This window comes from Citrifermentans bremense (assembly GCF_014218275.1).
Lineage (GTDB): Bacteria > Desulfobacterota > Desulfuromonadia > Geobacterales > Geobacteraceae > Geomonas > Geomonas pelophila.
Window position 1 is genome coordinate 4,346,829 of sequence record NZ_AP023213.1, and the last position, 21,959, is coordinate 4,368,787.

The 21,959-nt window shown below is 62.0% G+C and carries 23 protein-coding genes; 9 read left to right on the forward strand and 14 right to left on the reverse strand.

From position 1 onward, the window contains the following. Positions 1–163 precede the first annotated feature (163 nt). Genes GEOBRER4_RS19430 through GEOBRER4_RS19450 form a run of 5 tightly spaced genes read left to right on the forward strand, consistent with a single transcriptional unit; the run spans position 164 to position 5,373 of the window. Complete coding sequence (locus GEOBRER4_RS19430) at positions 164–661, forward strand: chemotaxis protein CheW (protein WP_085814611.1); 498 nt, start codon at positions 164–166, stop codon at positions 659–661. Positions 662–701: 40 nt separating this feature from the next. Next, on the forward strand, positions 702–2,495 hold the full coding sequence (locus GEOBRER4_RS19435) for a chemotaxis protein CheA (protein WP_185243621.1): 1,794 nt from the start codon (positions 702–704) through the stop codon (positions 2,493–2,495). Between the two features lie 10 nt (positions 2,496–2,505). Further along, a complete protein-coding gene (locus GEOBRER4_RS19440) occupies positions 2,506–3,378 on the forward strand; it encodes a CheR family methyltransferase (RefSeq protein ID WP_085814609.1) in 873 nt (290 codons plus the stop codon). A gap of 10 nt (positions 3,379–3,388) precedes the next feature. After that, a complete protein-coding gene (locus GEOBRER4_RS19445) occupies positions 3,389–4,288 on the forward strand; it encodes an HDOD domain-containing protein (protein WP_185243622.1) in 900 nt (299 codons plus the stop codon). A gap of 8 nt (positions 4,289–4,296) precedes the next feature. Next, positions 4,297–5,373 (forward strand): protein-glutamate methylesterase/protein-glutamine glutaminase, encoded by a 1,077-nt coding sequence (locus GEOBRER4_RS19450; protein ID WP_185243623.1) that lies wholly within the window; start codon positions 4,297–4,299, stop codon positions 5,371–5,373. Here GEOBRER4_RS19450 and GEOBRER4_RS19455 read toward each other — a convergent pair. The 13 genes from GEOBRER4_RS19455 to GEOBRER4_RS19515 all read right to left on the reverse strand — a co-directional run bounded on the left by GEOBRER4_RS19455 (position 5,370) and on the right by GEOBRER4_RS19515 (position 16,662). After that, on the reverse strand, positions 5,370–5,681 hold the full coding sequence (locus GEOBRER4_RS19455; protein ID WP_226377840.1) for a hypothetical protein: 312 nt from the start codon (positions 5,679–5,681) through the stop codon (positions 5,370–5,372). The two genes, GEOBRER4_RS19450 and GEOBRER4_RS19455, sit on opposite strands and share 4 nt — an antisense overlap. A gap of 29 nt (positions 5,682–5,710) precedes the next feature. Continuing rightward, positions 5,711–6,208 (reverse strand): GAF domain-containing protein, encoded by a 498-nt coding sequence (locus tag GEOBRER4_RS19460; protein WP_185243625.1) that lies wholly within the window; start codon positions 6,206–6,208, stop codon positions 5,711–5,713. Positions 6,209–6,227: 19 nt separating this feature from the next. Further along, on the reverse strand, positions 6,228–7,253 hold the full coding sequence (locus tag GEOBRER4_RS19465; RefSeq protein WP_185243626.1) for an aspartyl protease family protein: 1,026 nt from the start codon (positions 7,251–7,253) through the stop codon (positions 6,228–6,230). Positions 7,254–7,267: 14 nt separating this feature from the next. Next, positions 7,268–8,659, reverse strand: coding sequence for an MATE family efflux transporter (locus GEOBRER4_RS19470; protein WP_185243627.1), 1,392 nt, complete (start codon positions 8,657–8,659; stop codon positions 7,268–7,270). Between the two features lie 155 nt (positions 8,660–8,814). Continuing rightward, positions 8,815–9,231, reverse strand: a complete 417-nt coding sequence (locus GEOBRER4_RS19475; RefSeq protein ID WP_085814602.1) for a F0F1 ATP synthase subunit epsilon — start codon at positions 9,229–9,231, stop codon at positions 8,815–8,817. A gap of 74 nt (positions 9,232–9,305) precedes the next feature. Further along, entirely contained in the window at positions 9,306–10,718 is a 1,413-nt protein-coding gene (gene atpD, locus GEOBRER4_RS19480) for a F0F1 ATP synthase subunit beta (protein ID WP_085814600.1), read from the reverse strand. Positions 10,719–10,769: 51 nt separating this feature from the next. Continuing rightward, positions 10,770–11,633, reverse strand: coding sequence for an ATP synthase F1 subunit gamma (gene atpG / locus GEOBRER4_RS19485; RefSeq protein ID WP_085814598.1), 864 nt, complete (start codon positions 11,631–11,633; stop codon positions 10,770–10,772). 20 nt (positions 11,634–11,653) lie between these two features. After that, positions 11,654–13,162, reverse strand: coding sequence for a F0F1 ATP synthase subunit alpha (atpA, locus tag GEOBRER4_RS19490; protein ID WP_085814597.1), 1,509 nt, complete (start codon positions 13,160–13,162; stop codon positions 11,654–11,656). Positions 13,163–13,171: 9 nt separating this feature from the next. Continuing rightward, complete coding sequence (gene atpH / locus GEOBRER4_RS19495) at positions 13,172–13,714, reverse strand: ATP synthase F1 subunit delta (RefSeq protein ID WP_185243628.1); 543 nt, start codon at positions 13,712–13,714, stop codon at positions 13,172–13,174. Further along, positions 13,711–14,310 (reverse strand): F0F1 ATP synthase subunit B family protein, encoded by a 600-nt coding sequence (locus GEOBRER4_RS19500; protein ID WP_185243629.1) that lies wholly within the window; start codon positions 14,308–14,310, stop codon positions 13,711–13,713. The genes atpH and GEOBRER4_RS19500 overlap by 4 nt, the downstream gene beginning before the upstream one ends. A 1-nt stretch (position 14,311) precedes the next feature. Next, on the reverse strand, positions 14,312–14,737 hold the full coding sequence (locus GEOBRER4_RS19505) for a F0F1 ATP synthase subunit B family protein (protein ID WP_085815195.1): 426 nt from the start codon (positions 14,735–14,737) through the stop codon (positions 14,312–14,314). A 319-nt stretch (positions 14,738–15,056) separates the two neighbouring features. Further along, the gene (locus GEOBRER4_RS19510; RefSeq protein WP_185243630.1) at positions 15,057–15,896 is read right to left on the reverse strand and encodes a ParB/RepB/Spo0J family partition protein; all 840 of its coding nucleotides are present in this window, start codon (positions 15,894–15,896) and stop codon (positions 15,057–15,059) included. Further along, the gene (locus GEOBRER4_RS19515) at positions 15,889–16,662 is read right to left on the reverse strand and encodes a ParA family protein (RefSeq protein ID WP_085814589.1); all 774 of its coding nucleotides are present in this window, start codon (positions 16,660–16,662) and stop codon (positions 15,889–15,891) included. The genes GEOBRER4_RS19510 and GEOBRER4_RS19515 overlap by 8 nt, the downstream gene beginning before the upstream one ends. A 231-nt stretch (positions 16,663–16,893) precedes the next feature. Here GEOBRER4_RS19515 and GEOBRER4_RS19520 point away from each other — a divergent pair, with 231 nt between their 5' ends. From GEOBRER4_RS19520 to uvrC, 4 genes are all read left to right on the forward strand, one after another. Further along, entirely contained in the window at positions 16,894–17,172 is a 279-nt protein-coding gene (locus GEOBRER4_RS19520; RefSeq protein WP_185243631.1) for a cytochrome c3 family protein, read from the forward strand. A gap of 253 nt (positions 17,173–17,425) precedes the next feature. After that, a complete protein-coding gene (locus tag GEOBRER4_RS19525; RefSeq protein WP_185243632.1) occupies positions 17,426–18,625 on the forward strand; it encodes a c-type heme family protein in 1,200 nt (399 codons plus the stop codon). Positions 18,626–18,708: 83 nt separating this feature from the next. Then, positions 18,709–19,236 carry an RNA recognition motif domain-containing protein gene (locus GEOBRER4_RS19530; RefSeq protein WP_185243633.1) on the forward strand — a complete coding sequence of 176 codons (528 nt, stop codon included), beginning with the start codon at positions 18,709–18,711 and terminating at the stop codon, positions 19,234–19,236. Positions 19,237–19,428: 192 nt separating this feature from the next. Beyond that, entirely contained in the window at positions 19,429–21,273 is a 1,845-nt protein-coding gene (gene uvrC, locus GEOBRER4_RS19535) for an excinuclease ABC subunit UvrC (RefSeq protein ID WP_185243634.1), read from the forward strand. Between the two features lie 71 nt (positions 21,274–21,344). Here uvrC and GEOBRER4_RS19540 read toward each other — a convergent pair whose 3' ends face one another. Beyond that, positions 21,345–21,932: a GTP-binding protein gene (locus GEOBRER4_RS19540; RefSeq protein WP_085814580.1), complete on the reverse strand. Its 588-nt coding sequence runs from the start codon at positions 21,930–21,932 to the stop codon at positions 21,345–21,347. Positions 21,933–21,959 lie beyond the last annotated feature (27 nt).

A 21,959-nucleotide genomic window follows, 5' to 3' on the forward strand; every position in this document is an offset into this window, starting at 1 on the left:
CAATCCGCTCATCCCCCTTAAACGCCGGTTCGAGCAGGGGTGCCGGGCGCAGCGCATGAGCAAAAAAAATATTCAACCTTTGGTTCAGGATACCGAATAGAGAAACTAATGCGGCGGGAGCCCGGCTTCCGCCGCCTATGATTTCACCGCACAGGGAGGGTCCATGGAGACCGCACTCACGAAGGTAAAGAGCGAGGAATACGGGGGGGAGCTGATCCAGCTGGTGAGCTTCAACCTCGAAAAAGAGGAGTACGGCATCAACGTCCTTATGGTGCGGGAGATCATACGCATGCTGAACATCACCCGCGTCCCGAACACCCCGCACTACGTGGAAGGGGTGATCAACCTGCGCGGCAAGGTGATCCCTATCATCAACCTGCGCAAGAAGTTCGACCTGATGGACTCGGAATACGATAAGCGGACCAGGATCATGGTCATGGAAGTGGTCGGCGAGCTGATGGGGTTCATCGTCGACGAGGTCTCCGAGGTGATCCGGATTTCCGAGAAGGAGATACAGCCCCCGCCCCCTGCGGTTTCCAGCGGCATCGAGCAGGAGTGCATGGCCGGGGTGATCAACCAGGCCGACCGCCTTCTGGTCCTGCTCGACCTGGAGCGGATGTTTTCTGCGGACGAGCGCAGGCTGTTCAGCAACGTAGGTTAAGGTACCCACGGGGGAACTCTCCCCCTTCCCGGAGCGCATCATGGCTATAGACTGCGAAGATCAGGAGCTGCTTGAAGGTTTCCTTGCCGAAACCACCGAGCTTCTGGAAAAACTTGACGACGACCTCATCGCCCTGGAGAAGAGCCCGGAAGATGCCGAGCTAATGAACCGGATCTTCCGCTCCATCCACACGGTCAAGGGGGCCTCCAGCTTCCTCGGGTTCGACATGCTGGTCAAGGTGACCCACAAGACCGAGGACGTACTGAACCGCCTGAGGAAAGGGGAACTCTTCCTCAACCCGGAGATCATGGATGTGATCCTCGAGGCGGTCGACCTGGTGAAGACGCTGGTGGCCGACATCAAGGGGGGCGACATTGTCGAGAGGGACCTCGAGGGGACCATCTCGAAGCTGATCCCGTTCCTCTCCGAAAACGCGACCGAGGCCACGGTGCTTGCCCCGAGCGCGGCTCAAAAGGAGAAGAGCGCAACTGCTCCTCCCGCACCCGAGTCGGCCGCGCAGCCGGCGCCGGAAGCGGCCCCCCAGGAAGCCGGCGCACCCGCGGCCGCAGCCACGGCACCTGTGGTGCAGCCCAAACCCCAGCAGGTCAAGGAGCCGCAAAAGCCCGCCCCCAAGGGTGAGGATCTGGCGGACAACTCCACCGTGCGCGTCGACGTGAAACGCCTGGACGACCTGATGAACCAGGTCGGCGAACTGGTGCTCGAGCGCAACCGGATGATCCAGCTGCACAGCGACTACCAGACCGGACTCGACCCGACAGGCTTCGGCGACGATTTCGGCAAGCTCTCCAAGAGGCTCAACTTCGTCACCTCCGAGCTGCAGATGCAGGTGCTCAAGATGCGCATGCTGCCGGTGGAGAAGGTGTTCAAGAAATTCCCGCGCATCGTCAGGAACCTGGCGCGCGATCTGGGCAAGGAAGTCGACCTGGTCATCATCGGCGAGGAGACCGAGCTCGACCGCTCCGTCGTCGACGAGATCGGGGATCCCCTGATCCACCTGATCCGCAACGCCCTGGACCATGGCCTGGAAACGCCTGACGAGCGCCTTGCCTCCGGGAAGGACCGTACCGGCACCGTGGTCCTCTCCGCCGCCCACGAAGGGAACCAGATCGTCATCAGCATCAAGGACAACGGCCGCGGAATAGACCCGGAAAAGATCTCGAAGAAGGCCCTGGAGAAGGGGCTCGTCACCGAAGAGGCGCTAGCCTCCATGGGGAACCGCGAGATTCTGGACCTCCTCTTCCTCCCCGGCTTCTCGACCAAGGAGCAGACCACCGACCTCTCCGGCCGCGGCGTCGGCATGGACGTGGTCCGCACCAACATCCGGAAGCTCAACGGCATCATCGAGATCAAGAACGACGTCGGGCATGGCACCGAGTTCATACTGAAGCTCCCGCTCACCCTGGCCATCATCCAGTCCCTCCTGGTCGAGGTCGAGAAGGAGGTCTACTCCATACCGCTCGCCTCGGTCATCGAGACCATGAGGGTGAGCAAGAGCGAGTTCCACATGATCGGCGGCCAGGAAGTGCTGAAGCTCAGGGACTCGGTGCTTCCTCTTTTGCGGCTGCAGCAGACCTTCAGCTGCCAGGAGGTTTACACCGACCGCGACACCTGCTACGTGGTCATCGTCGGCGTGGCGGAAAAGCGCATCGGCCTCATCGTGACCAGGCTGCTGGGTCAGCAGGAGGTCGCCATCAAGTCGCTGGGCAAGTTCCTGGCCAACCTCCCGGGGATCGGCGGTTCGACCATCATGGGAGACGGCAGGGTGGCGTTGATCGTGGACCCGATCGGCCTGATCGGTGGCGGGGCAGCCTGAGGGGAAGATAATGGCATTAGACATGAAACCATTCGACGCGAAAGCGGCCCCGAAGATCAACGAAAAGGACTTCGAGCAGCTTCGGGACTACATATACAACGTCTGCGGCATCTACTTCCACAGCAGCAAGAAGTACTTTCTTGAAAGCCGGCTGGCCCGCAGGATGGAGGCGACCGGCTGCAAGAGCCACAGCGACTACTACCAGTACGTCCGCGGCGCCGCTACCGGAAGGACCGAGCTCACCAAGCTTTTGGACGAGATCACCACCAACGAGACCTGCTTCTTCAGGAACATGCCGCAGCTGACCGCGCTGGAGAACAAGTTCCTCCCGGAGATAGTCGCGGCCAAGGGGAAGATCGGCTTCAAGAAGCTCCGCATCTGGAGCGCCGGCTCCTCGTCCGGGGAGGAGGCCTACACCATGGCCATGATCCTGCTCGAGAAAAGGGCAACCATCCTCAAGGACTGGATCATCGAGATCGTCGGCACCGACATCAACGAGACGGTGCTGGCCCAGGCCAAGGAAGGGATCTACAACAGCTACTCGGTGCGCAACACCCCCGACTACTACCTGAAGAAGTACTTCAAGGAGGATGCGCCCGGAAAGTTCGTGCTCTCCCCGGAGGTGAAAAAGCTCGCCACCTTCAGCCAGTTGAACCTCTACGACGACAACAAGATGCTCTTCATGAAGAGCTTCGACTTCATATTCTGCGCCAACGTGCTGATCTACTTCGACACCTCGTCCAAGAGCAAGGTGGTTCAACATTTCTACAACAACCTGCAGCCTTACGGCTATTTCTTCGTGGGGCAGTCCGAGTCGCTGCACGGGGTGAACGACAAATTCAAGACCGTACACTTCCCCGGCGGGTTCACCTATAACAAGTGAGGATGATGGTATGGAAAAAGCAGCCCTGATGCAGACGGCTGAGGAGATGGTGGAGAGCTTCGTCGACCTCCCCACCATCCCGCAGGTGGCCACCCGGGTCATCGAACTGCTGGATCGCCCGGGCGTCGAACTTGACGAGGTGGCCGACATGATCCTGGCCGACCAGGTCCTCGCGGCCCGGGTCATCAAGATGGTCAACTCGCCGCTCTACAAGCCGGCGCTCCCGATAAAGTCCGTGAAAAGGGCCCTGATTTACCTTGGGTTCCGCCACATACGCGAACTTGCCTTCACCTGCTCCTTCGTGGACGTCTTCGAGGGGAGAGACGGCGTCTTCGACATCAAGAGCTTCTGGGAGCACTCCTTCGGGGTCGGCGTGGTGGCGAAGATCATCGCGCAGCGGGTGCGCTATCCCGACACGGAGAAGGCCTACCTGGTGGGGATCGTGCACGACATCGGCGAGGTGTTTCTCTCCTACTACCGCCAGGACGCCTTCCGCGCCCTGCTCGACTCGGTGAAAGGACAGCCCTTCCGCCTGGTGGACAAGGAAGCCGAGTTCCTCGGGACCTCCCACAACGAGGTCGGCCTCTGCATCGCCAAGAAGTGGAACTTCCCGGCGGACTACCGCGAGGTGATCGCGCTGCACCACGCCCCCGAGGACGCGGTCATCGATCCTACCCTCTGCGCCATCGTCAACCTCGCGGACCTTTTCTGCTCGGTGCGCCAGCTCGACTACGGCGGGACTTCGTGGGTTTCCTTCAACCTGGCCGATGAAAAGGCCTGGGCCATACTCAAGGGGTACGCCCCGCACCTGGCAGACCTCGACGTCGAGCGTTTCTGCTACGAACTGGACGACCGCGTCCCCGAGATCCAGGACATGGTCAAATCGATCTTCCAGGGCATAGGAGCTTAAGAATAGCCATGTTTCCCGCCAGGCCTAACAAATTGAGGGTTCTCATCGTCGACGACTCTTCCTTCATGCGCATGGCGATCCGCGGCATCCTGGCCAAGTCGCCCGGGATTGAAGTGGTCGGAATCGCAGCGGACGGGTTGGAAGGGGTGGACAAGGCGCTGGCGCTCAAGCCCGACTTGATCACCATGGACGTGGAGATGCCCCGCATGGACGGCATCGCCGCCCTGAAGCAGATCATGGCCAAGCAGCCGACCCGGGTGCTGATGGTCTCCACGCTCACCTGCGAGGGGGCGCGCGCCACCTTCGAGGCGCTGGAGGCAGGCGCCATCGACTACGTCCCCAAGAACGTGAGCGACTGCAAGGACGCCCAGGCGGTGTTCCAGGCGGCCCTCCTCGCCAAGGTGCAGGAAGCCGCCCTTTCCGCTCTCCCGAAGCGCGTCCTGACCGGCGCAGCCTTACCCAGGGTGGCGCAGCCGCCCCAGGTCCGCCCTTCGCAGTTCGCGCACCGCAGGATCGGCTATGTCGGCATCGGCGCCTCCACCGGCGGCCCGGTCGCGCTCCAGGAGGTGCTCTCCCGCATCCCGGTCAACTTCCCTCACGGCATAGTGGTGGCCATCCACATGCCCAAGGCCTTCACCGGCCCCTACGCCGAGCGCCTGAACGCCAAATGCTCTCTCTCCATCAAGGAGGCCGTCAACGGCGATGTGGTGAAGGGTGGCCAGGTGCTGATCGCGCCGGGGGGTCAGCACACCACGCTGGTGCGCCAGGGGAGCAGTATCGTGGTCAGGACCGCTCCGACGACCGATTTCCCGCAGTACATCTACATCCCGAGCGTGGACCAGATGATGACCTCTCTATGCGACGCCAGCAACGGCTCGATGCTCGGGGTGATACTGACCGGGATGGGCAACGACGGGTTCAAGGGGATGAAGCACCTGAAGGAAAAGGGAGGGCTGACCCTGGTGCAAAACGAGGCGACCTCCACCATCTACGGGATGCCCAGGGCCTGCATCGAGGGGCACGTCGCAGACGTGGTGCTGCCGCTGGACCAGATCGGATTCGAGATAGGGAAGATCGCCAGCTAGCGCCGCCCGCGCACCAGGAGCCCGCGCTTTGTTACCTCGACACTGCAGCGCGAAAACCCCTCCCGCTTCAGGCGGAACAGGATGAACGGCGCGGCCGGCGCAAGGCAGTCAGGAAAGAACAGAAGCAGCTCCCCACCCACGTCCAGGAAACGCCCCATCCCCCCCCTGATCTGCAGCGGCTCGCACTCCCGCACCTCCCCCGCGACTCCCGGGTCCGGCGCCCCGCCCCGGGAAGGGAGCAGCGCCAGAAAGGAGAGCTGAAGCGTGCGCCAGGCGCGCCGCGGCAGCAGTCTCAGGGAGTCCGCCACCCGGCGCTTTTCCGAAAAGCCTTTCCCGCTCACAGATGCCGGGCCAGCACGTTGGCGATAGCGCAGAGCGCTGCGAGCTCCGGCTCGGTGAACTTGCGCAGCGAGAGGCCGCCGTCAGCCCCCTTGCGGCAGACCTGCACCACCCCCACCAGTTCCTCCCCTTTCAGCATCGGGGCGCTCATGATCCTCTGGATCGGCGCCGTCTTCTCCTTTCCGAAGGACTCGAACACGAAGAGATGCGGCGTCGAGGCGAAGTTGTTGTTGAGGCTGCCGCGCTTTTGGCGCGCAGTGAGGGCCAAAAGCGAGCGGTCGGCGGTGAAGGGTATGGAGCCGGACTTCCTGAGGTCGTCGGGCCAGATGAAGCTGAACGCGTCCTGATCGCCGCCCAGCGCGAAGATCGCCACCTCGTGCTTATCCACGGCGAATATCCTGCAGAGCGCGTCGACGGCGCTCTCCACCCTTTCCGCAGCCCCCGGCCGCGACGCAAGGAGCGCGTCCAGTCTGGCGCATATCTCTTCTAGTTTCACCTCTACCTCCTTTGCCTTTTCAGAACCAGCGGATCAGCTGGTGCTCCATGTCGATCTGGTGCGGATGTTTCCCCAGGAAGTCCATGCCGAGGAGGCCGTCGTGCCCTCCCCCGCCGGCAAAAGGTATCACCTCCAGCTCCATCGAGGGGTGGGCGAAGGGACCCGCCTTCAAAAGCTCGACCCTCACTACCCGCGAGCGGACAAGGCTTCCGTCCGCCACCTCGGAAACCGAGGTGCGGGCGGAACGTAGGTCGATGGGAAGCCGGGTGAAAGCGGCTTCGTGCACCACGCTCCTGGTGGCGCCGGTGTCCACAACCAGCTCGACCTTTACCGTGACTCCACCGTGCCTGAGCGTCACCGGCACCAGCAGCTGGCCGTTCACCAGGCGCACCGGGGTCACCAGTTCGCCGCGGATCTGTTCGCTGCGGATCGGGGGAGCCGGCGCCGGCGCTTCCCGCTCCTTCAGGGGGAGCGGTTCCCCCTGTCCTTGATGGGGAGGCGCCTCCGCCCCTCGCGGCCGAAGCTGCGGGGCCTGCAGCGGCGCTTGTGCCTGCGCCGTACTCCTCATCGATGCCGCAACTCCCGGCTTCCCCTCCCCTTCTCGGCCGGCGGGGCCCGCGTTGAAGAGATAGCAGGCGAGGGCGCCGATCGTCAAGACTGCTGCGCCCCAGGCGGCAATGCGGGTTACCTCCTGCTGCTTCTCCCGGACCCCCGATCTTGACTGCGCCAAGAGTTGCTGCGCGTAGACCGACAGTTTCTTCTTCAGCAGCGGATCGGCGCACCCTTCAGACAACTCGGAAAAGACGGCAATGCCCCGCTTCCCTCCCCCCCGGACCAGCGGAATGGCGATGGAACTTACCAGCTCCAGGACGCAGTCGCGCGCCTTCTGGTACTCCTGCGACTTCTTCGGGGGGCCGAGTTCGGGAAGGATGGTGCGGCTCACCTCGTAGAGGGCCGCGATAAGCAGCGACTCCCTGGCTGCAGGATCCGCCTGCTGCAGCTCCAGCGCCACCTTTTCCTTGGCCTTGGCACAGAGATCTTCCACAGTCACAGGTCACCTCAAGCGCAGGGCGAGCGTCGTGCGTCCTTTTCCTGGGAAGTGTCGACGAGGCTCAGGTTCGTCGCCAGCCGCAGCACGTACAGGACCGTCACGCAGGCGGCCCCCCAGGTAACCAGCAGAATACCCCACCAGATCCCCGCAAGCCCGAACCCCAGGAGCACCGCCAGCAGATAGAAGACCGGAAGGGGGAGAACTATCTGCCTCATCAGCCCGATCATCAAGGCGAAGCCCGGCCTCTTCAACCCCTGCAGCACGGCGACGCAGGTGTAGAGGATGACGTAGGCCACGAAGACGAAGGCCTCGATGCGGAGGTAGCCGACGCCGATCTCCACCACCTTAGGGTCCTCGCTGAAAAACCCCATCAGCGGCCGCGCGGCCAGGAAAACCACGACCGTCCCTGCCCCCATGAGCGCCACCCCTGCCCTGAGCGCGGTCTTGATCGTTTGCACCACCCGCTCCAGTTGCCGCGCCCCGCTGTTTTGCGCCACGAGGGCGAGCGTCGCCACGTTCATCCCCATCACCGGCAGGAGCGCGATCTGCTCGATGCGCGACCCGATGCCGTAGGCCGCCACCGCCTCGCTACCGAAGCGCCCGACGAACCAGGTGATCAGGAAGATGCCGCTGGCGACAGTCATCATGTTGAGACTCGACGGGAACCCCTGCCGGGCCAGTTGCGAGTATGCGTGCCGGTGCGGGACGAGCTCGCGCCAGCGAAAACCCTCCAGCATCCCAGACTGCTTCACCCTCGCCGCGAGGTACAAGTTCCCCATCGCCTGGACCAGTATGGTGGCCCAGGCGATGCCTGAAAGCCCAAGCGCAGGTACCCCCAGCCCGCCGTAGAGAAACCAGGGGTCGAAGAGCATGTTCAGAAAGAAGCCGACCACCAGGAAATTGCGGAAGCTGCGGCTGTCGCCTGTGGCGTTCAGGATCGAGTTCAAGACGTAGTTGACCAGGAAGAAGATGCTTCCGGTGAAGATGGTGTCCATGTACTGCAGTGCCAGAGGCAAAACGGTGCCGCCGGCTCCGAGGAGCTGGAAGAGCCGGGGCGCTGCAAGAAAGCCGATTACCGCTACCAGGACGCCGTGCACGATGCCGAAGGAGATGGTCTGGGCGGCCAGGTGCCTCGCCCGGTCGGGGTTCCCCGCGCCCAGCTCGTGGCCTATGAGCGCCGTTGCACCGGTGGAGATCCCGGCACCTATGGCGATGATGAGGAAGAAGACGGGGAAGGAGAGGGAAAGCGCGGCGAGCGCCTCGGTGGAAACCCTTCCGCCGTAGAAGGTGTCGACCACGTTGAACATGGTGTTGAAGAAATAGCCGACGCTCGTGGGGACGGCGAGTTTCCTGATCAACCCAGGGATCGGTTGGTGCAGCAGTTCGTGGCCGTGGTTCATGGCGCCCTCGACGAAGAATGGTGCAGACGCCCGCCCCGGTGAGGGTAGCCGGGGTCAGCCCGGCCTGCGGGGGAAAGAGTAAAGATTACACGCTCGCCGGGCAAAAAAAAAGAGCGGCAGGCCGCTCTTTTTAATGCATGGTAATCGGAAACGTTTTAGCGTCTGGTCGCCTTGCCGGCGACCTGGACCCTGATCAGCGCGCGCTCGAGCGCGGCCTGGTAGATCCGGAAGTTCTTGTCTTCCGGGGTCAGGGCCTTGAGCTCGGTCTCGGCGCGCCCGAGAGCGGCCTTCGCGCGCTCCAGGTCGATCTCGTCCGCCTTCTCGGCGGTCTCGACCAGCACCGTCACGGTGTCGTTCTCGACCTCGAAGTAGCCCCAGTTCAGCGCCATGTGGTGCAGCACGCCGTCCTTCCTGTAGGCCAGCTCGCCGATCTTCAGCGAGGTGAGGAAGGGAGCGTGGCCCGGCAGAACGCCGAATTCGCCGAGGGCACCGGTCGCGGTGATCTCGTCGACCTCTTCGGAGAGGACCTTCTTGTACGGTGTTACCAGTTCAACCTTCAGTTTTTCAGCCATATAAACCTCTTGAGGCGAAGGAGCGGCCGGAGGGGTCACCTCCAGCCGCTACCCTTGCACCGTGACCAGATTAATTACACCGCGAGCTTCTGGGCCTTCTCGATAGCTTCCTCGATGGTGCCGACCATGTAGAAGGCCTGCTCCGGGAGGTCGTCGTGCTTGCCGGCGATGATCTCCTGGAAACCTCTGATGGTGTCCTTGAGCTCGACGTACTTGCCGGGGGAGCCGGTGAAGGCTTCAGCGACGTGGAAGGGCTGGGAGAGGAACTTCTGGATCTTCCTGGCGCGGGCAACGACCAGTTTGTCCTCCTCGGAGAGCTCGTCCATACCGAGAATGGCGATGATGTCCTGGAGATCCTTGTACTTCTGGAGCACGTACTGGACCTGCCGGGCAACGCCGTAGTGCTCTTCGCCGATGACCTGCGGATCGAGGATCCTGGAGGTGGAGTCGAGCGGGTCCACTGCCGGGTAGATGCCGAGCTCGGCGATCTGACGGGAGAGAACGGTGGTCGCGTCCAGGTGGGCGAAGGCGGTTGCCGGAGCCGGGTCGGTCAAGTCGTCGGCCGGAACGTAGATCGCCTGAACCGAGGTGATGGAACCCTTGGTGGTCGAGGTGATGCGCTCCTGCAGCTCGCCCATCTCGGTAGCGAGGGTCGGCTGGTAACCAACGGCGGAGGGGATACGGCCGAGGAGTGCGGAGACCTCGGAACCCGCCTGGGTGAAGCGGAAGATGTTGTCAACGAAGAGGAGCACGTCCTGGCCTTCCTCGTCGCGGAAGTACTCTGCGATGGAGAGCGCGGAGAGAGCGACGCGGGCACGCGCCCCCGGGGGCTCGTTCATCTGGCCGTACACGAGGGCGGCCTTGTCGAGAACGCCGGACTCCTTCATTTCCATCCAGAGGTCGTTCCCTTCGCGGGTACGCTCGCCGACGCCGGCGAAAACGGAGAAGCCGCCGTGCTGCTTGGCGATGTTGTTGATCAGCTCCATGATGAGAACGGTCTTGCCGACGCCTGCGCCGCCGAAGAGGCCGATCTTGCCGCCCCTTGCGTACGGAGCGAGGAGGTCAACGACCTTGATGCCTGTGGTGAACGCCTCGACCTTGGTCGACTGGTTCACGAAGAGCGGCGCTTCGCGGTGGATGCCGTACTCTTTCTCGTTGCCTACCGGACCCATCTCGTCAACCGGCTCGCCGATGACGTTGAGGATGCGGCCCAGGGTCTTGCGGCCGACCGGCACGGAGATCTGCTTGCCGGTGTCCATGACCTGCTGGCCACGAACCAGACCGTCGGTACCGTCCATTGCGATGGTCCTGACGGCGTTCTCGCCCAGGTGCTGTGCGACTTCCAGAACCAGGTTGAACTCCTGGTCGTCGATCGCGGGGTTGGTTACCCTGAGAGCCTGGTAGATCGGCGGGAGCTTGCCCGGCTCGAATTCGACGTCGATAACTGCGCCGATGACCTGCGATATTTTTCCGAAGTTCTGACTCATGTTTAAACCTCTTCCTTTTGCGGCCGAGAGGGCCACATATTTTTATAAGTGTTAACCCTTGATCGATTCAGCGCCGGAGATGATCTCCATCAGCTCGGTGGTGATGGCCGCCTGACGGGCCCTGTTGTAGATCAGGGTCAGCTTGGCGATCATCTCGGTGGCGTTCTTGGAGGCGGCGTCCATAGCCGTCATCCTTGCGCCATGCTCGGAGGCGACCGACTCGAGGAGGGCCTTGAAGACCTGGACCTCGATGTGCTTGGGAAGCAGTTCGTCCAAAAGCGCGCCCTTGGACGGCTCGTAGATGTACTCGGTCCCGATTTCGTCCTCTTCACCGGCCTTCGGCGCGATCGGCAGCAGCTGCTCCAGGGTGATGTCCTGGCTCATGACGCTCTTGAACGCGTTGTAGATGATGAAGACTTCGTCGTACTCTTCCGCCAGGTACCCCTCGATCAGCTCGGCGGCCAGAAGCGCCGCGGTCTGGTAGGAGAGGGTGGAGAAGATGTTGCCGTGGTGCTTTCTGACCGTGTGGCGGTTTCTCAGGAACTCGTACCCCTTGCGACCGATGGTCATCAGGGTCATTTCCTTGAACTCGCCCGAACGCTCCTTCATGAAGCGGTCGGCCGCCTTGGACAGGTTGGCGTTGAAGCCGCCGCACAGACCGCGGTCCGAGGTGACCACCACCAAGAGGGCGCGACCGCCGTCGCGCTTCACCATGAGCGTATTGGCATCCGACTCCTGGGTCTTGGCGAGACGCTCAAGCACCTCCGCGAGTTTCCCCGCGTAGGGGCGCGCCGCGACCACGTTTTCCTGGGCGCGACGCAGCTTGGCGGCCGAGACCATCTTCATGGCCTTGGTGATCTGCCGGGTATTTTTTACGGATACTATCCGTTTCTTGATGCTTTTAAGGTTTGCCATTCGCTAAGTCCGTCCTTGGTTTAGGCAGTAAATTCCTTCTTGAACTCCTCGAGGCCGGCGATGATCTGCGCTTTCAGGTCGTCGTCGATTGCCTTCTTGTCGCGCAGGGTGGCGAGGACGTCCGCTTTCCTGGCGTCGAAGAACGCGTAGAGTTCCTGCTCGTACTTGCCCAGCGAGTTGACCGGGTAGTCGTCGACGTAGCCGTTGTTGGCGGCGAAGATGACCAGAACCTGCTTCTCGTTGGAGAGCGGCTTGTACTGCGGCTGCTTCAGGATCTCGACCAGGCGCGCGCCGCGGGCGAGCTGCATCTGGGTAGCCTTGTCCAGGTCGGAACCGAACTGGGCGAACGCTGCCATCTCGCGGTACTGAGCGAGAGCCAGACGGAGGGTACCGGCAACCTGCTTCATCGACTTCATCTGGGCGGAACCGCCGACGCGGGAAACCGAGAGGCCGACGTTGATGGCCGGGCGTACGCCGGAGTAGAACAGGTCGCTCTCAAGGTAGATCTGGCCGTCGGTGATGGAGATGACGTTGGTCGGGATGTAGGCCGAAACGTCGCCTGCCTGGGTCTCGATGACCGGCAGAGCGGTCAGCGAACCTGCGCCGCACTCGTCGGATACCTTGCAAGCACGCTCGAGGAGACGGCTGTGGAGGTAGAAGACGTCGCCCGGGTAAGCTTCGCGCCCCGGCGGACGGCGGAGCAGCAGGGAGAGCTGGCGGTAAGCGACGGCCTGCTTGGAGAGGTCGTCGTAGATGATCAGGGCGTGCTTGCCTGCATCGCGGAAGAACTCGCCCATGGTGACGCCGGTGTACGGTGCGATGAACTGCAGCGGTGCCGGCTCGGAAGCGGTAGCGGCGACGACGATGGTGTAATCCATGGCGCCGTGCTCTTTCAGCTTGGAAACAACCTGGGCGACCGTGGAGCGCTTCTGGCCGATTGCGACGTAGATGCAGACCACGTCGCCGCCCTTCTGGTTGATGATGGTGTCGATGGCGACGGCGGTCTTGCCGGTCTGACGGTCGCCGATGATCAGCTCGCGCTGGCCGCGCCCGATCGGAACCATGGAGTCGATCGCCTTGAGGCCGGTCTGCATCGGCTGGTGAACCGACTTACGCTTGACGATACCGGGGGCCTTCACTTCCACCTTACCGAAGGTGTCGGTGTTGATCGGGCCGAGGCCGTCGATCGGCTGGCCGATAGCGTTGACCACGCGGCCGACCAGAGCCTGGCCTACCGGGACCTCGACGATCCTGCCGGTGCGCTTGACGGTGTCGCCTTCCTTGATCTCGGAGAACTCACCGAGGATCGCGGCACCGACGTTGTCTTCCTCAAGGTTGAGGCACATGCCGGTGATGCCGTGCGGGAACTCGAGGAGCTCGCCTGCCATCGCCTTGTCAAGACCGTGGATACGGGCAATACCGTCACCGATGGAGATGATGGTACCGGTTTCGGCTACCGCCACCTCTTTGCCGTAATCCTTGATCTGCTTCTTGATAATCTCGCTGATTTCTTCCGCTTTGATTTCCATAGAACCGTCTCACCCCTTCTGTAATATATCCTGAATATTAGCTAACTGTGTCCTTACCGAGCCGTCGAAGACCTTGTCGCCGATCTGGGTCACCACGCCGCCGATAAGCGACGGATCAACCACAACCTTCAATTCAACTTTCTTCCCCGTCGACTTCGCGAGGGCGCCCTTGATCTCCTCGATCTGGGCCGCGTCCAGCGGGAGACCGGAGGAGAGGGTCGGCCTGATCACGCCGGAAAGCTCGTCGGCGTAGACGCCATAGCTCTCGGCGATCTGCGGCAGCACCATGAGGCGGCCGCGCTCGAGGAGGAGCATCAACAGGTTCGAGATCATCGGGGAGATGGAGGCCTTCGCCACCAGATCCTTCAGGATCCCCTTCTTCTCATCGATGCCGTAGGCAGGGTTGCCGAAGATGGCACCGAGCTCGCGGCTTTCCGTCAGAAGCGTGCTGAAACGGTTCAGTTCACCGTTGAACCCTTCCACGCTTCCCGCTTCCGAGCCAATCTGCACGAGTGCCTTGGCGTAACGTTTGGCAATAGCGTTCGTACTCAATGTAGAGTCACCACCTTGGAGATATATTCGCCCACCAGCTTATCCTGGTCGCCTTTTGCAATGTTCTGCTTGATCTTCTGCTCGGCAAGCTCGACGGCGAGCTTGGCAGCTTCGGCGCGGAGCTCGTCTTTCGCCTTCAGGACTTCCTGTGCCGCAGCAGCTTCGGCCTGGGCCTTGATCCTGGTTGCCGCTTCTTTGGCCTCGGCGATGATGCGCTCCTTCTCGAGCTCGCCTTCGCGCTTCATGTTGGCCGAGATCACCTCGATCTCCTTGTTGGCCTGGTCCAGACGCTGGGAGTACTCGGCGAACTTCTTCTCCGCCGCCTCTTTGGCTGCGACCGCTTCCTGCAGGGTCTTCTCGATGCCGGCGCGGCGCGCGGAAAGCGAGCCTTTGACGTCGGCCTTTTTGAGAGCCCAGACTGCAATGACGACCAGAATGGCGAAGTCGATCGTGCGCCACATGAAGTCTTTCATCTGCGCGCCGGAGTTTGCGTGGTGCGCCCCGCCTTCGGCAGCTTCCTGGGCGAAGCCCAGTGCCGCGAGGCCGAGGATCATGACGCATACGGAGAGGGTGGTAACGAAACTTTTCTTATGCATGCTAGAGACTCCTCCCCAGAACTTTTTCGCAGATTTCGGCGGACAGGGTCTCGGCGCTGGCAGTGAGGACGCGGCGCGCTTCCTCGGTCTCCTTGGCGACCTGTGCCTTGATGGAGGCGAGGCTAGCGCTGGCTTCGGCGCGGGCCTTGTCCAGGATGGCGGCCTCCTGCTGCTGGGCCTCCTTCTTCAGCGCGCCGCGCTCGTCGGCTGCGCCGGCGCGGATCTCGCGCATGCGGGCCTCGTAGCTGGCCAGCTTCTCCTGCACTTCGCGGTCGACCTCGGCGCTCTTTTGCTTTGCGCCGTTGATCTGGGCTGCGCGCTCGGCAAGCTGTTTCCTGATCGGCTTGTAGAGGAAGGCGTTCAGGAGCAGCACGAGAACCAGGAAGTTCACCAGCTGGAATACAAATGCGATGTCTAAATTGATCACCAAACCACCTCTATTCGAACATTTTTAAAGACGTATACGTCTTAGGATGTAGCGGGGTCCGCGCAAAACAGGTGATGACTACCACATAAATCCTTTTTGTGTCAAGCGATTTATCCTTTTGGATGAAGAATTGTATACAGTTTTGTCAGCCCCGGACGAGGCCGAGCGTGGTGACTTTGCTGTGACAATGAGCGCTGTAGCAGGAGACGCGGGGTGCTCTTTTAAGCCGGACCGACCAGTTGCTCTGAGCAAGTTCAAAACACTTTTTCGCAAATGTATGACAATTGCTGCAGCCGTGCTTTGTTCGCACCGGCCGACGCTACAGGTTCAGCAGCTCCACGATCCTGGCGAGTTCCTTCTGGTCCGCGTAGCTGATCTCGAGCTTGCCGCCGCGCCCGGAACTCTTGAGTGCGACCTTTGCCCCGAAGAAACGCTGCATCCGGTCCATGAGGTCCTTCTGGTCCGGAGTCTGGACCGGTTTCTGCGGCTTTTTCGCCGGTCCCGCCTTCCTGCGCTTCACCAGCGCCTCGGTCTCGCGCACCGAGAGGTGGTTCTTGACGATCTCGTCGCGGGCCGCCTTCTGCTCCTCGGGGTCCTCCAGGGTGAGAAGGGCGCGCGCGTGCCCCATGGAGATGCGGTCCTCGGCGACGTCCCGCTTGATCTCGACCGGGAGCCTCAGGAGCCTGAGCGAGTTCGCTATGGTGGAGCGCTCCTTGCCTACCCTCTTGGCAAGCTCCTCCTGGGAGAGGGAGAAGCGCTCCAAAAGCGCGTGGTATGCCTCGGCCTCCTCTACCGCGTTCAGGTCCTCGCGCTGGATATTCTCGATGAGCGCCATTTCCAATGCGGTCTCCTCGGAAACGTCCTGGATCACCACCGGGACCTCGCGCAGCCCCGCCTTTTGCGCGGCGCGCCAGCGGCGCTCGCCTGCGATCAGCTCGTAGTGCCCTGCCTTCTTGAGCACCACCAGGGGCTGGATGATCCCCTTCTCGCGGATGGAAGCGGCGAGTTCCTCCAGCTTCTCGTTGACGAAGGTCTTTCTCGGCTGTTCCTTGTTGGGCCTGATCTCCTCGATCGGACAGGAGAAGTACTTCTTGCCGTGGTCCTCCACGACCGGGAGCAGCGCCCCCATCCCCTTGCCGAGCCCCATCTTCTTAACCATGCGACACCTCCCGCCCGATGATTTCCTTGGCCAGGTCCATGTAGCTCGTGGCCCCCCTGGAAGTGATGTCGTACAGGCAGATCGGCTTGCCGTGCGAGGGTGCCTCGGAGAGGCGGACGTTCCTGGGGATCACGGTCTGCAGGCACTCCTTAGGGAAATGGGCGCGGATCTCCTCCCCCACCTGGCGCGACAGGTTGTTTCGCGCGTCGAACATGGTGAGCAGGATCCCTTCTATGATCAGGGAGCTGTTCAGCCCCTGCTGTATCAGGTTGATGGTCTTCAATATCTGCGAGAGCCCTTCCATCGCGTAGAACTCGCACTGCAGCGGTATCAGCACCGAGTTGGCGGCGGTCATCGCGTTGATGGTGAGGAGGTTCAGTGAGGGGGGGCAGTCGATGAAGATGTAGTCGTAGGAGCCGGAAACCGATTCGAGGATCCGCTTGAGCTTTCTCTCGCGGTCGGTGACGCTGACCAGTTCCAGCTCCGCGCCCGCCAGGTCCGAGGTAGCCGGGAACAGGTGCAGGTAGGGAAGCTCGGTGCGCTGGATGATCCTTGCCGCCGGTGCGTCGTCGATGAGCGCGTCGTAGATGCTTTCTTCGAGCAGCTCCTTATCGGCGCCGACGCCGCTTCCGGCGTTTCCCTGCGGGTCCATGTCCACCAGGAGCACCCGGCGTTCGGCGACGGCCAGCGAGGCCGAAAGGTTGACCGCCGTCGTGGTCTTTCCCACGCCTCCCTTTTGATTCGCCACACAGATGATCTTAGCCATGTTTTCTTCTCGATATAGAGTTGATTCGGGTGTTAGAGAACATTCAAAGCAGGGAAAACTACCATACTGCCGACTCTATGGAAAGGGTTTTTCTTCATACAGGCGGCAACCCCTTCTTTGACTTTGGTCAAGGCAGCCCTCTGGAAGCGGGTATACCCTGTCCCGGCGAAAGTTGATTTCAGCCTGAGACATCACTCCGGGTCGTTATGAGAGCCCGGCAAAGGAGAGCAGATGAAGAAACTGATTCCGGCATTGGCACTGCTGCTGATGGCGTCTGGCGCCTACGGCTTCGAGTGCAAGGTCTGCCACAGCAAGAACCCGGCTATGGTGCGCATGCACAAGGCTCTGCAAGGGAGGAACTGCTTCGACTGTCACAGGATGGGCGAGAAGCTGATGGGGAAAGGTATCCCCAAAGACAAGGCGGCCCAGATCAAGCGTCGCGAGAGCGAGCAGATCTGTTTCGAGTGTCACCTCCCACCAAAGGCTTCGGCAGGCAAGCCTGCCAGCTAGCTAAAGATTTGCTTCCCCAATTTGGACCAGTCCCCTCCGACCGGTCGTTACCCCTCACCCGACGTTGCCCTCCTGGCTCCGGTGAGGGGTCTTTTTTTTCGGCGCCCTTATGCCTGCCTGGTGTGGGCCTGCCCACCGTAGCTTTTGGCCGGGCTTACCCACCGTAGCCTTTGGCGAAGGTGGGAAGGTGGGTTGCGCATCCCCTCTCCTCCGCTATAATTTCCCCTTTGGTTCAATGAGGTTAGGAGGATGCATGACCCGCCCGGCAGATCTCCCCATCCGCGTCAAGTTCTTCGGACTGATGTCGCTGCTGCTTATCGCACTTTTGCTGGCAAGCGGCCTCTTCATCTTCAACCGGCAGAAAGAGTTCATCCTCAGGTTCGCCGTCGACAACGCCCGCAGCTTCGCCACCACCCTTATCGAAACCCGCGAATACATGTCCTCTGTCGTAAAGGGGGAGCCCGAGCAAAACTACAACCTCGTGCCCCAGGTGGTGGCGACCCAGGTCGCCAAGCGGGTTACCCAGAACAGCAAGTTCTACGTGCGCCAGGTCTCGCTGCGCTACCGCAACCCGGCAAACCGGCCGGACCCCTACGAGACGAAGCAACTGCAGTACTTCATCAACCATCCCAACGCCGAGGTCTACGGTATCGTGCAAAGCGGCGACGTAAGCCTGTTCCGTTACCTGCAGCCGATGCGCGCCACCGCATCCTGCCTCGAATGCCACGGCAGCTACGAAACCGCCCCCGGCTTCGTCAAGAAACGCTTCCCCCCCGGCCACTATTCCTACAACTACAAGGTGGGTGAGGTGATCGGTGCGGTTTCGGTCAGCATCCCGGTCAAGGACCTCTACGCGCAGCTCGGCGCCAACCTGAAACTCGACCTCTTCTTCCGCGGGATGGTCTACGTGATTGTCCTCCTGGTGATGGGGTTCATCATGAGCCGGCAGATTTTAAATCCCATCAAGCTCCTCTCTGAGCGGATCATCTCCGTGACCCGCACCGGCAATTTCAAAGACAAGATGCCGCAAAAGACCAGGGACGAGATCGGCATGCTCATTGGGGCCTTCAACGACATGATGGACGAGCTTTCCAGCCGGACCGTGCAGTCTAAGGAGGCGGACGAGCGCTACCGCCGCTTCATCGAAGTGGCCGCATCGGCGGTGATCACCTTCCTCAAGGACGGCAAGATCGTCATCGCCAACCAGAAGGCCGAGGCCCTCTTCGGACGCTCGCGGCAGGAACTCCTGGGGGAATCGATCTTCGGCTTCCTCGAGGGGGGCGCGGCGCTCAAGGAACGGCTCTCGACGCAGACGGAGTTCCGGGATGACCGCTCCCACCAGGTAGTCGCAGGGCTCGGCGGCAAACGGACCGAGGTGGAGATGGTGCTCTCCGTTTCCAGGACCGACCGGGAGCCGATGTTCACCGCCATCCTCAGGGAGCGCAAGGGATAAGGGCGCGGCCGCACCGGAAAGTTTGCAGCGCGGCTGCCGGTTATGCTAAAGTGTGCCGATCATCGGCAAGGAGAGTTCATTAAATGGCCAAAGCAGGGAAAGAGTTGTACGTGGGACGCCTCTCCTACGACGCTACAGAATACGATATTCAGAAGATGTTCTCCGTCTCCGGGACGGTGACCTCCATTCATCTGATCACGGACCCGGTCACCGGGGAGTTCAAAGGGTGCGGCTACGTCAGGATGTCGACGGAGGCCGAGGCCAGGGACGCAATCGATTCGCTGGACGGAGCCTGGCTCCTCGATAAGTCGATCACCGTATCCTACGCCAACCCCCAGAAGATGAAGCCGGGTGGAGGCGGCGCCAAGGCGCCCCCGAAACGCTGGGGCAAGGGTGCTGCGGAAAAGCCTGCCGCGGGCAAGGCGGCGGCTCCCAAGGCCGCAGCGGCGAAACCTGCCGTTGCCAAGCCTGCGGGGAGTAAACCCGCTGCCGCCAAACCGGCTGGAGCCAGACCTGCCGCTGCCAAAACGGGAGCAGCCAAACCCGCGGGAACGAAACCTTCTTCCCGGACCGGCGCCCCCAAGCCCGGCAACAGGACCGGAAAACGCTAGTCGGGCCTTAATCTGCCTCTCACCGTCAAAACTCTCCCTCCCCCGGAGGGGGAGAGCCGGGGAGGGGGCAACGTTCATTCCGCTCAAGCGATTCCCCCCTTCCAACCTCCCCCCTCCAGGGGGAGGAGCATTGCCCCTTCCTTAACACAACCCACCTTCCCTTCTAACCAGCTTCGGTCTATACTACGCCTCATGATTACTCAGGCGATGATCGAGAATTTCCCCTCCTCCCCCGGCGTCTACCTCATGAAAAACGCCGAAGGCACCATCATCTACGTCGGCAAGGCGCGCAACCTCAAGAAAAGGGTTAGATCCTACGCCGGCGACACCCGCGACTCCCGCGTCCACATCCGCTTCATGGTGCAACTGGTCCGCTCCGTCGACTACCTGGTCACCGACACGGAGAAGGAAGCGCTCATCCTCGAAAACACCCTCATCAAGCAGCACCGCCCCAAGTACAACATCAACCTGCGCGACGACAAGACCTACTTCTCGCTGCGCATGGACATGAAGGAAGAGTTCCCGCGCCTCTCCATCGTGCGCAAGATCCCTTCCGACGGCGCGCGCTACTTCGGCCCCTACGCCTCGGCTACCTCCGCCAAGGAGGTGCTGAAGCAGCTCTACAAGATGTTCCCGCTGCGTCACTACCCCATCGCCACCTGTATGGCGAGAAAGCGCCCCTGCCTGTACCACCAGATCAAGCAGTGCTCCGCCCCTTGCTGCGGCCTCATCTCCGCCGAGGAGTACGCTGCGCTGGCCCAGGGTGCTGCCCTCTTCCTTGAGGGAAAGAACACCGAAGTGGCGCGGCTGTACCGGGCCAAGATGAACCAGGCCTCCGAGCAGATGCGCTATGAGGACGCGGCCCGCTACCGGGACCTCTTGCGCGCCATCGAGGTGACGGTCGAGCGGCAGAAGATGGTGGCACAAAGCGGCGACAGCGACGTCTTCGGGGTGCACCGCGAGGCGGACCGGATGCAGATCGCCCTTTTGCACATCCGCGGCGGTACGCTCACCGGCGGGCGGAGCTTCCTCTTCGATTGGGAGCTGGAGACCGAGGAGGGGCTTGCCTCCTTCCTGAACGAGTACTACGACCTGGACGCGCCTATCCCGCCGCAGGTGCTGATACCGGTTCCCATCGCCGAGCCCTCAGCGCTTGAGGAGCTCCTCTCCGAGAAGGCCGGGAAAAAGGTCACCATCGCGGTGCCGCAGCGCGGCCCGAAGCTGGAGATGGTGAAGCTCGCCGGGAAGAACGCAGAGACGGCGGCAAAGGAGCGCCTGGCTCGGGAAAGCTCCTCCGCGACGCTCTTGACCGAGCTGGCCGAGAAGCTGAACCTCCCCTGCCCCCCGAGGAGGATCGAGTGCTACGACATATCGAACATCCAGGGGGAGATGGCGGTGGGGAGCCGGGTGGTCTTCATCGACGGCAGGGCCGACAAGTCCCTGTACCGGCGCTACCGGATCAAGGGTGTGCTGCAGTCGGACGACTTCGCCATGATGCGCGAGGTCCTTTCGCGCAGGTTCAAGGCCGAAAGCACCGAAGATAAGCCGGACCTGATCGTGGTCGACGGCGGCCTGGGGCAGCTGGGCGTCTTGAACGCGGTACTCGACGAGCTCGAGGTAACCGGGGTCGAGGCGGCCGGCCTCGCCAAGAGCCGCGTGGCCCGTGACATGGAGAGCGAGGAGATCGAGCGCAGCGACGAGCGCGTGTTCCGCCCCGGGCGCAAGAACGCGATCGCGCTCAGGCAGAGTTCCGCGCCGCTACTGCTGCTGGTGCGCATCAGGGACGAGGCGCACCGCTTCGCCGTCACCTACCACAAGGAGGTGCGCAGCAAGGTCTTGACGGGATCGGAACTGGACGGGGTTCCCGGCATCGGCGAGAAGCGGAAGAAGGCGCTCTTGAAGCACTTCGGGAGTCTCAAGCGGGTGAAGGAAGCGACGCTCGAGGAGCTGAAGAGCGCGCCGGGGATGACGGAAACTGCGGCGAGGGCGTTGGTGGAGCGTCTGCATGGCAGCCCCCTCCCCCTGGGGAGGGAGTAAAGGCCGACAAATAAGAAGGGGGCGCCGGATTTACCGGCGCCCCCTTCTTCGTTCATTCTCTCAACCCTCTCCTACTTCCCTTTCTTCAGATCGAAGAGGATCAGCTTGGCGACCGCCTTAAGAGTCTCGAAGACCCCCTCGCCGGTGGTGGCGCAGGCCTCGAAATCGGGGACGTTGGTGGGGTTCAGCTCACGGCGCAGTTCCTCGACGGAGAGGATGTTGGGGAGGTCGCGCTTGTTGTACTGCACCACGTAGGGGATCTTGTCCAGGTCGTAACCCTGCTCGATCAGGTTGATGCGCAGGTTCTCCACGCTCTCGATGTTGGCGTCCATCCGCTCTTCCTGGGAATCGGCCACGAACACCACGCCGTCCACCCCCTTGAGGATAAGCTTCCTGGAGGCGTCGTAGAACACCTGGCCGGGAACCGTGTAGAGGTGGAAGCGCGTCTTGAAGCCGCGGATCTCGCCCAGCGCCAGGGGGAGGAAGTCGAAGAAAAGGGTGCGCTCGGTCTCGGTGGCGAGGCTGATCATCTTCCCCTTCGCTTCCGGGGCGGTCTTCTGATAAACGAACTGCAGGTTGGTCGTCTTCCCGCACAGCCCCGGGCCGTAGTAGACGATCTTGCAGTTGATTTCACGGGAAGCGTAGTTGATGAATGACATCCGACGTTACCTCTTGTAATTGATGCA

What these genes read in the sequence shown, in the direction of transcription:
- GEOBRER4_RS19430 (WP_085814611.1), top strand. Translation starts at nt 164, where the DNA reads ATGGAGACCGCACTCACGAAGGTAAAGAGCGAGGAATACGGGGGGGAG.
- GEOBRER4_RS19435 (WP_185243621.1), top strand. Translation starts at nt 702, where the DNA reads ATGGCTATAGACTGCGAAGATCAGGAGCTGCTTGAAGGTTTCCTTGCC.
- GEOBRER4_RS19440 (WP_085814609.1), top strand. Translation starts at nt 2,506, where the DNA reads ATGGCATTAGACATGAAACCATTCGACGCGAAAGCGGCCCCGAAGATC.
- GEOBRER4_RS19445 (WP_185243622.1), top strand. Translation starts at nt 3,389, where the DNA reads ATGGAAAAAGCAGCCCTGATGCAGACGGCTGAGGAGATGGTGGAGAGC.
- GEOBRER4_RS19450 (WP_185243623.1), top strand. Translation starts at nt 4,297, where the DNA reads ATGTTTCCCGCCAGGCCTAACAAATTGAGGGTTCTCATCGTCGACGAC.
- GEOBRER4_RS19470 (WP_185243627.1), bottom strand. Translation starts at nt 8,659, where the DNA reads ATGAACCACGGCCACGAACTGCTGCACCAACCGATCCCTGGGTTGATC.
- GEOBRER4_RS19475 (WP_085814602.1), bottom strand. Translation starts at nt 9,231, where the DNA reads ATGGCTGAAAAACTGAAGGTTGAACTGGTAACACCGTACAAGAAGGTC.
- atpD (WP_085814600.1), bottom strand. Translation starts at nt 10,718, where the DNA reads ATGAGTCAGAACTTCGGAAAAATATCGCAGGTCATCGGCGCAGTTATC.
- atpG (WP_085814598.1), bottom strand. Translation starts at nt 11,633, where the DNA reads ATGGCAAACCTTAAAAGCATCAAGAAACGGATAGTATCCGTAAAAAAT.
- atpA (WP_085814597.1), bottom strand. Translation starts at nt 13,162, where the DNA reads ATGGAAATCAAAGCGGAAGAAATCAGCGAGATTATCAAGAAGCAGATC.
- GEOBRER4_RS19500 (WP_185243629.1), bottom strand. Translation starts at nt 14,310, where the DNA reads ATGCATAAGAAAAGTTTCGTTACCACCCTCTCCGTATGCGTCATGATC.
- GEOBRER4_RS19510 (WP_185243630.1), bottom strand. Translation starts at nt 15,896, where the DNA reads ATGGTTAAGAAGATGGGGCTCGGCAAGGGGATGGGGGCGCTGCTCCCG.
- GEOBRER4_RS19515 (WP_085814589.1), bottom strand. Translation starts at nt 16,662, where the DNA reads ATGGCTAAGATCATCTGTGTGGCGAATCAAAAGGGAGGCGTGGGAAAG.
- GEOBRER4_RS19520 (WP_185243631.1), top strand. Translation starts at nt 16,894, where the DNA reads ATGAAGAAACTGATTCCGGCATTGGCACTGCTGCTGATGGCGTCTGGC.
- GEOBRER4_RS19525 (WP_185243632.1), top strand. Translation starts at nt 17,426, where the DNA reads ATGACCCGCCCGGCAGATCTCCCCATCCGCGTCAAGTTCTTCGGACTG.
- GEOBRER4_RS19530 (WP_185243633.1), top strand. Translation starts at nt 18,709, where the DNA reads ATGGCCAAAGCAGGGAAAGAGTTGTACGTGGGACGCCTCTCCTACGAC.
- uvrC (WP_185243634.1), top strand. Translation starts at nt 19,429, where the DNA reads ATGATTACTCAGGCGATGATCGAGAATTTCCCCTCCTCCCCCGGCGTC.
- GEOBRER4_RS19540 (WP_085814580.1), bottom strand. Translation starts at nt 21,932, where the DNA reads ATGTCATTCATCAACTACGCTTCCCGTGAAATCAACTGCAAGATCGTC.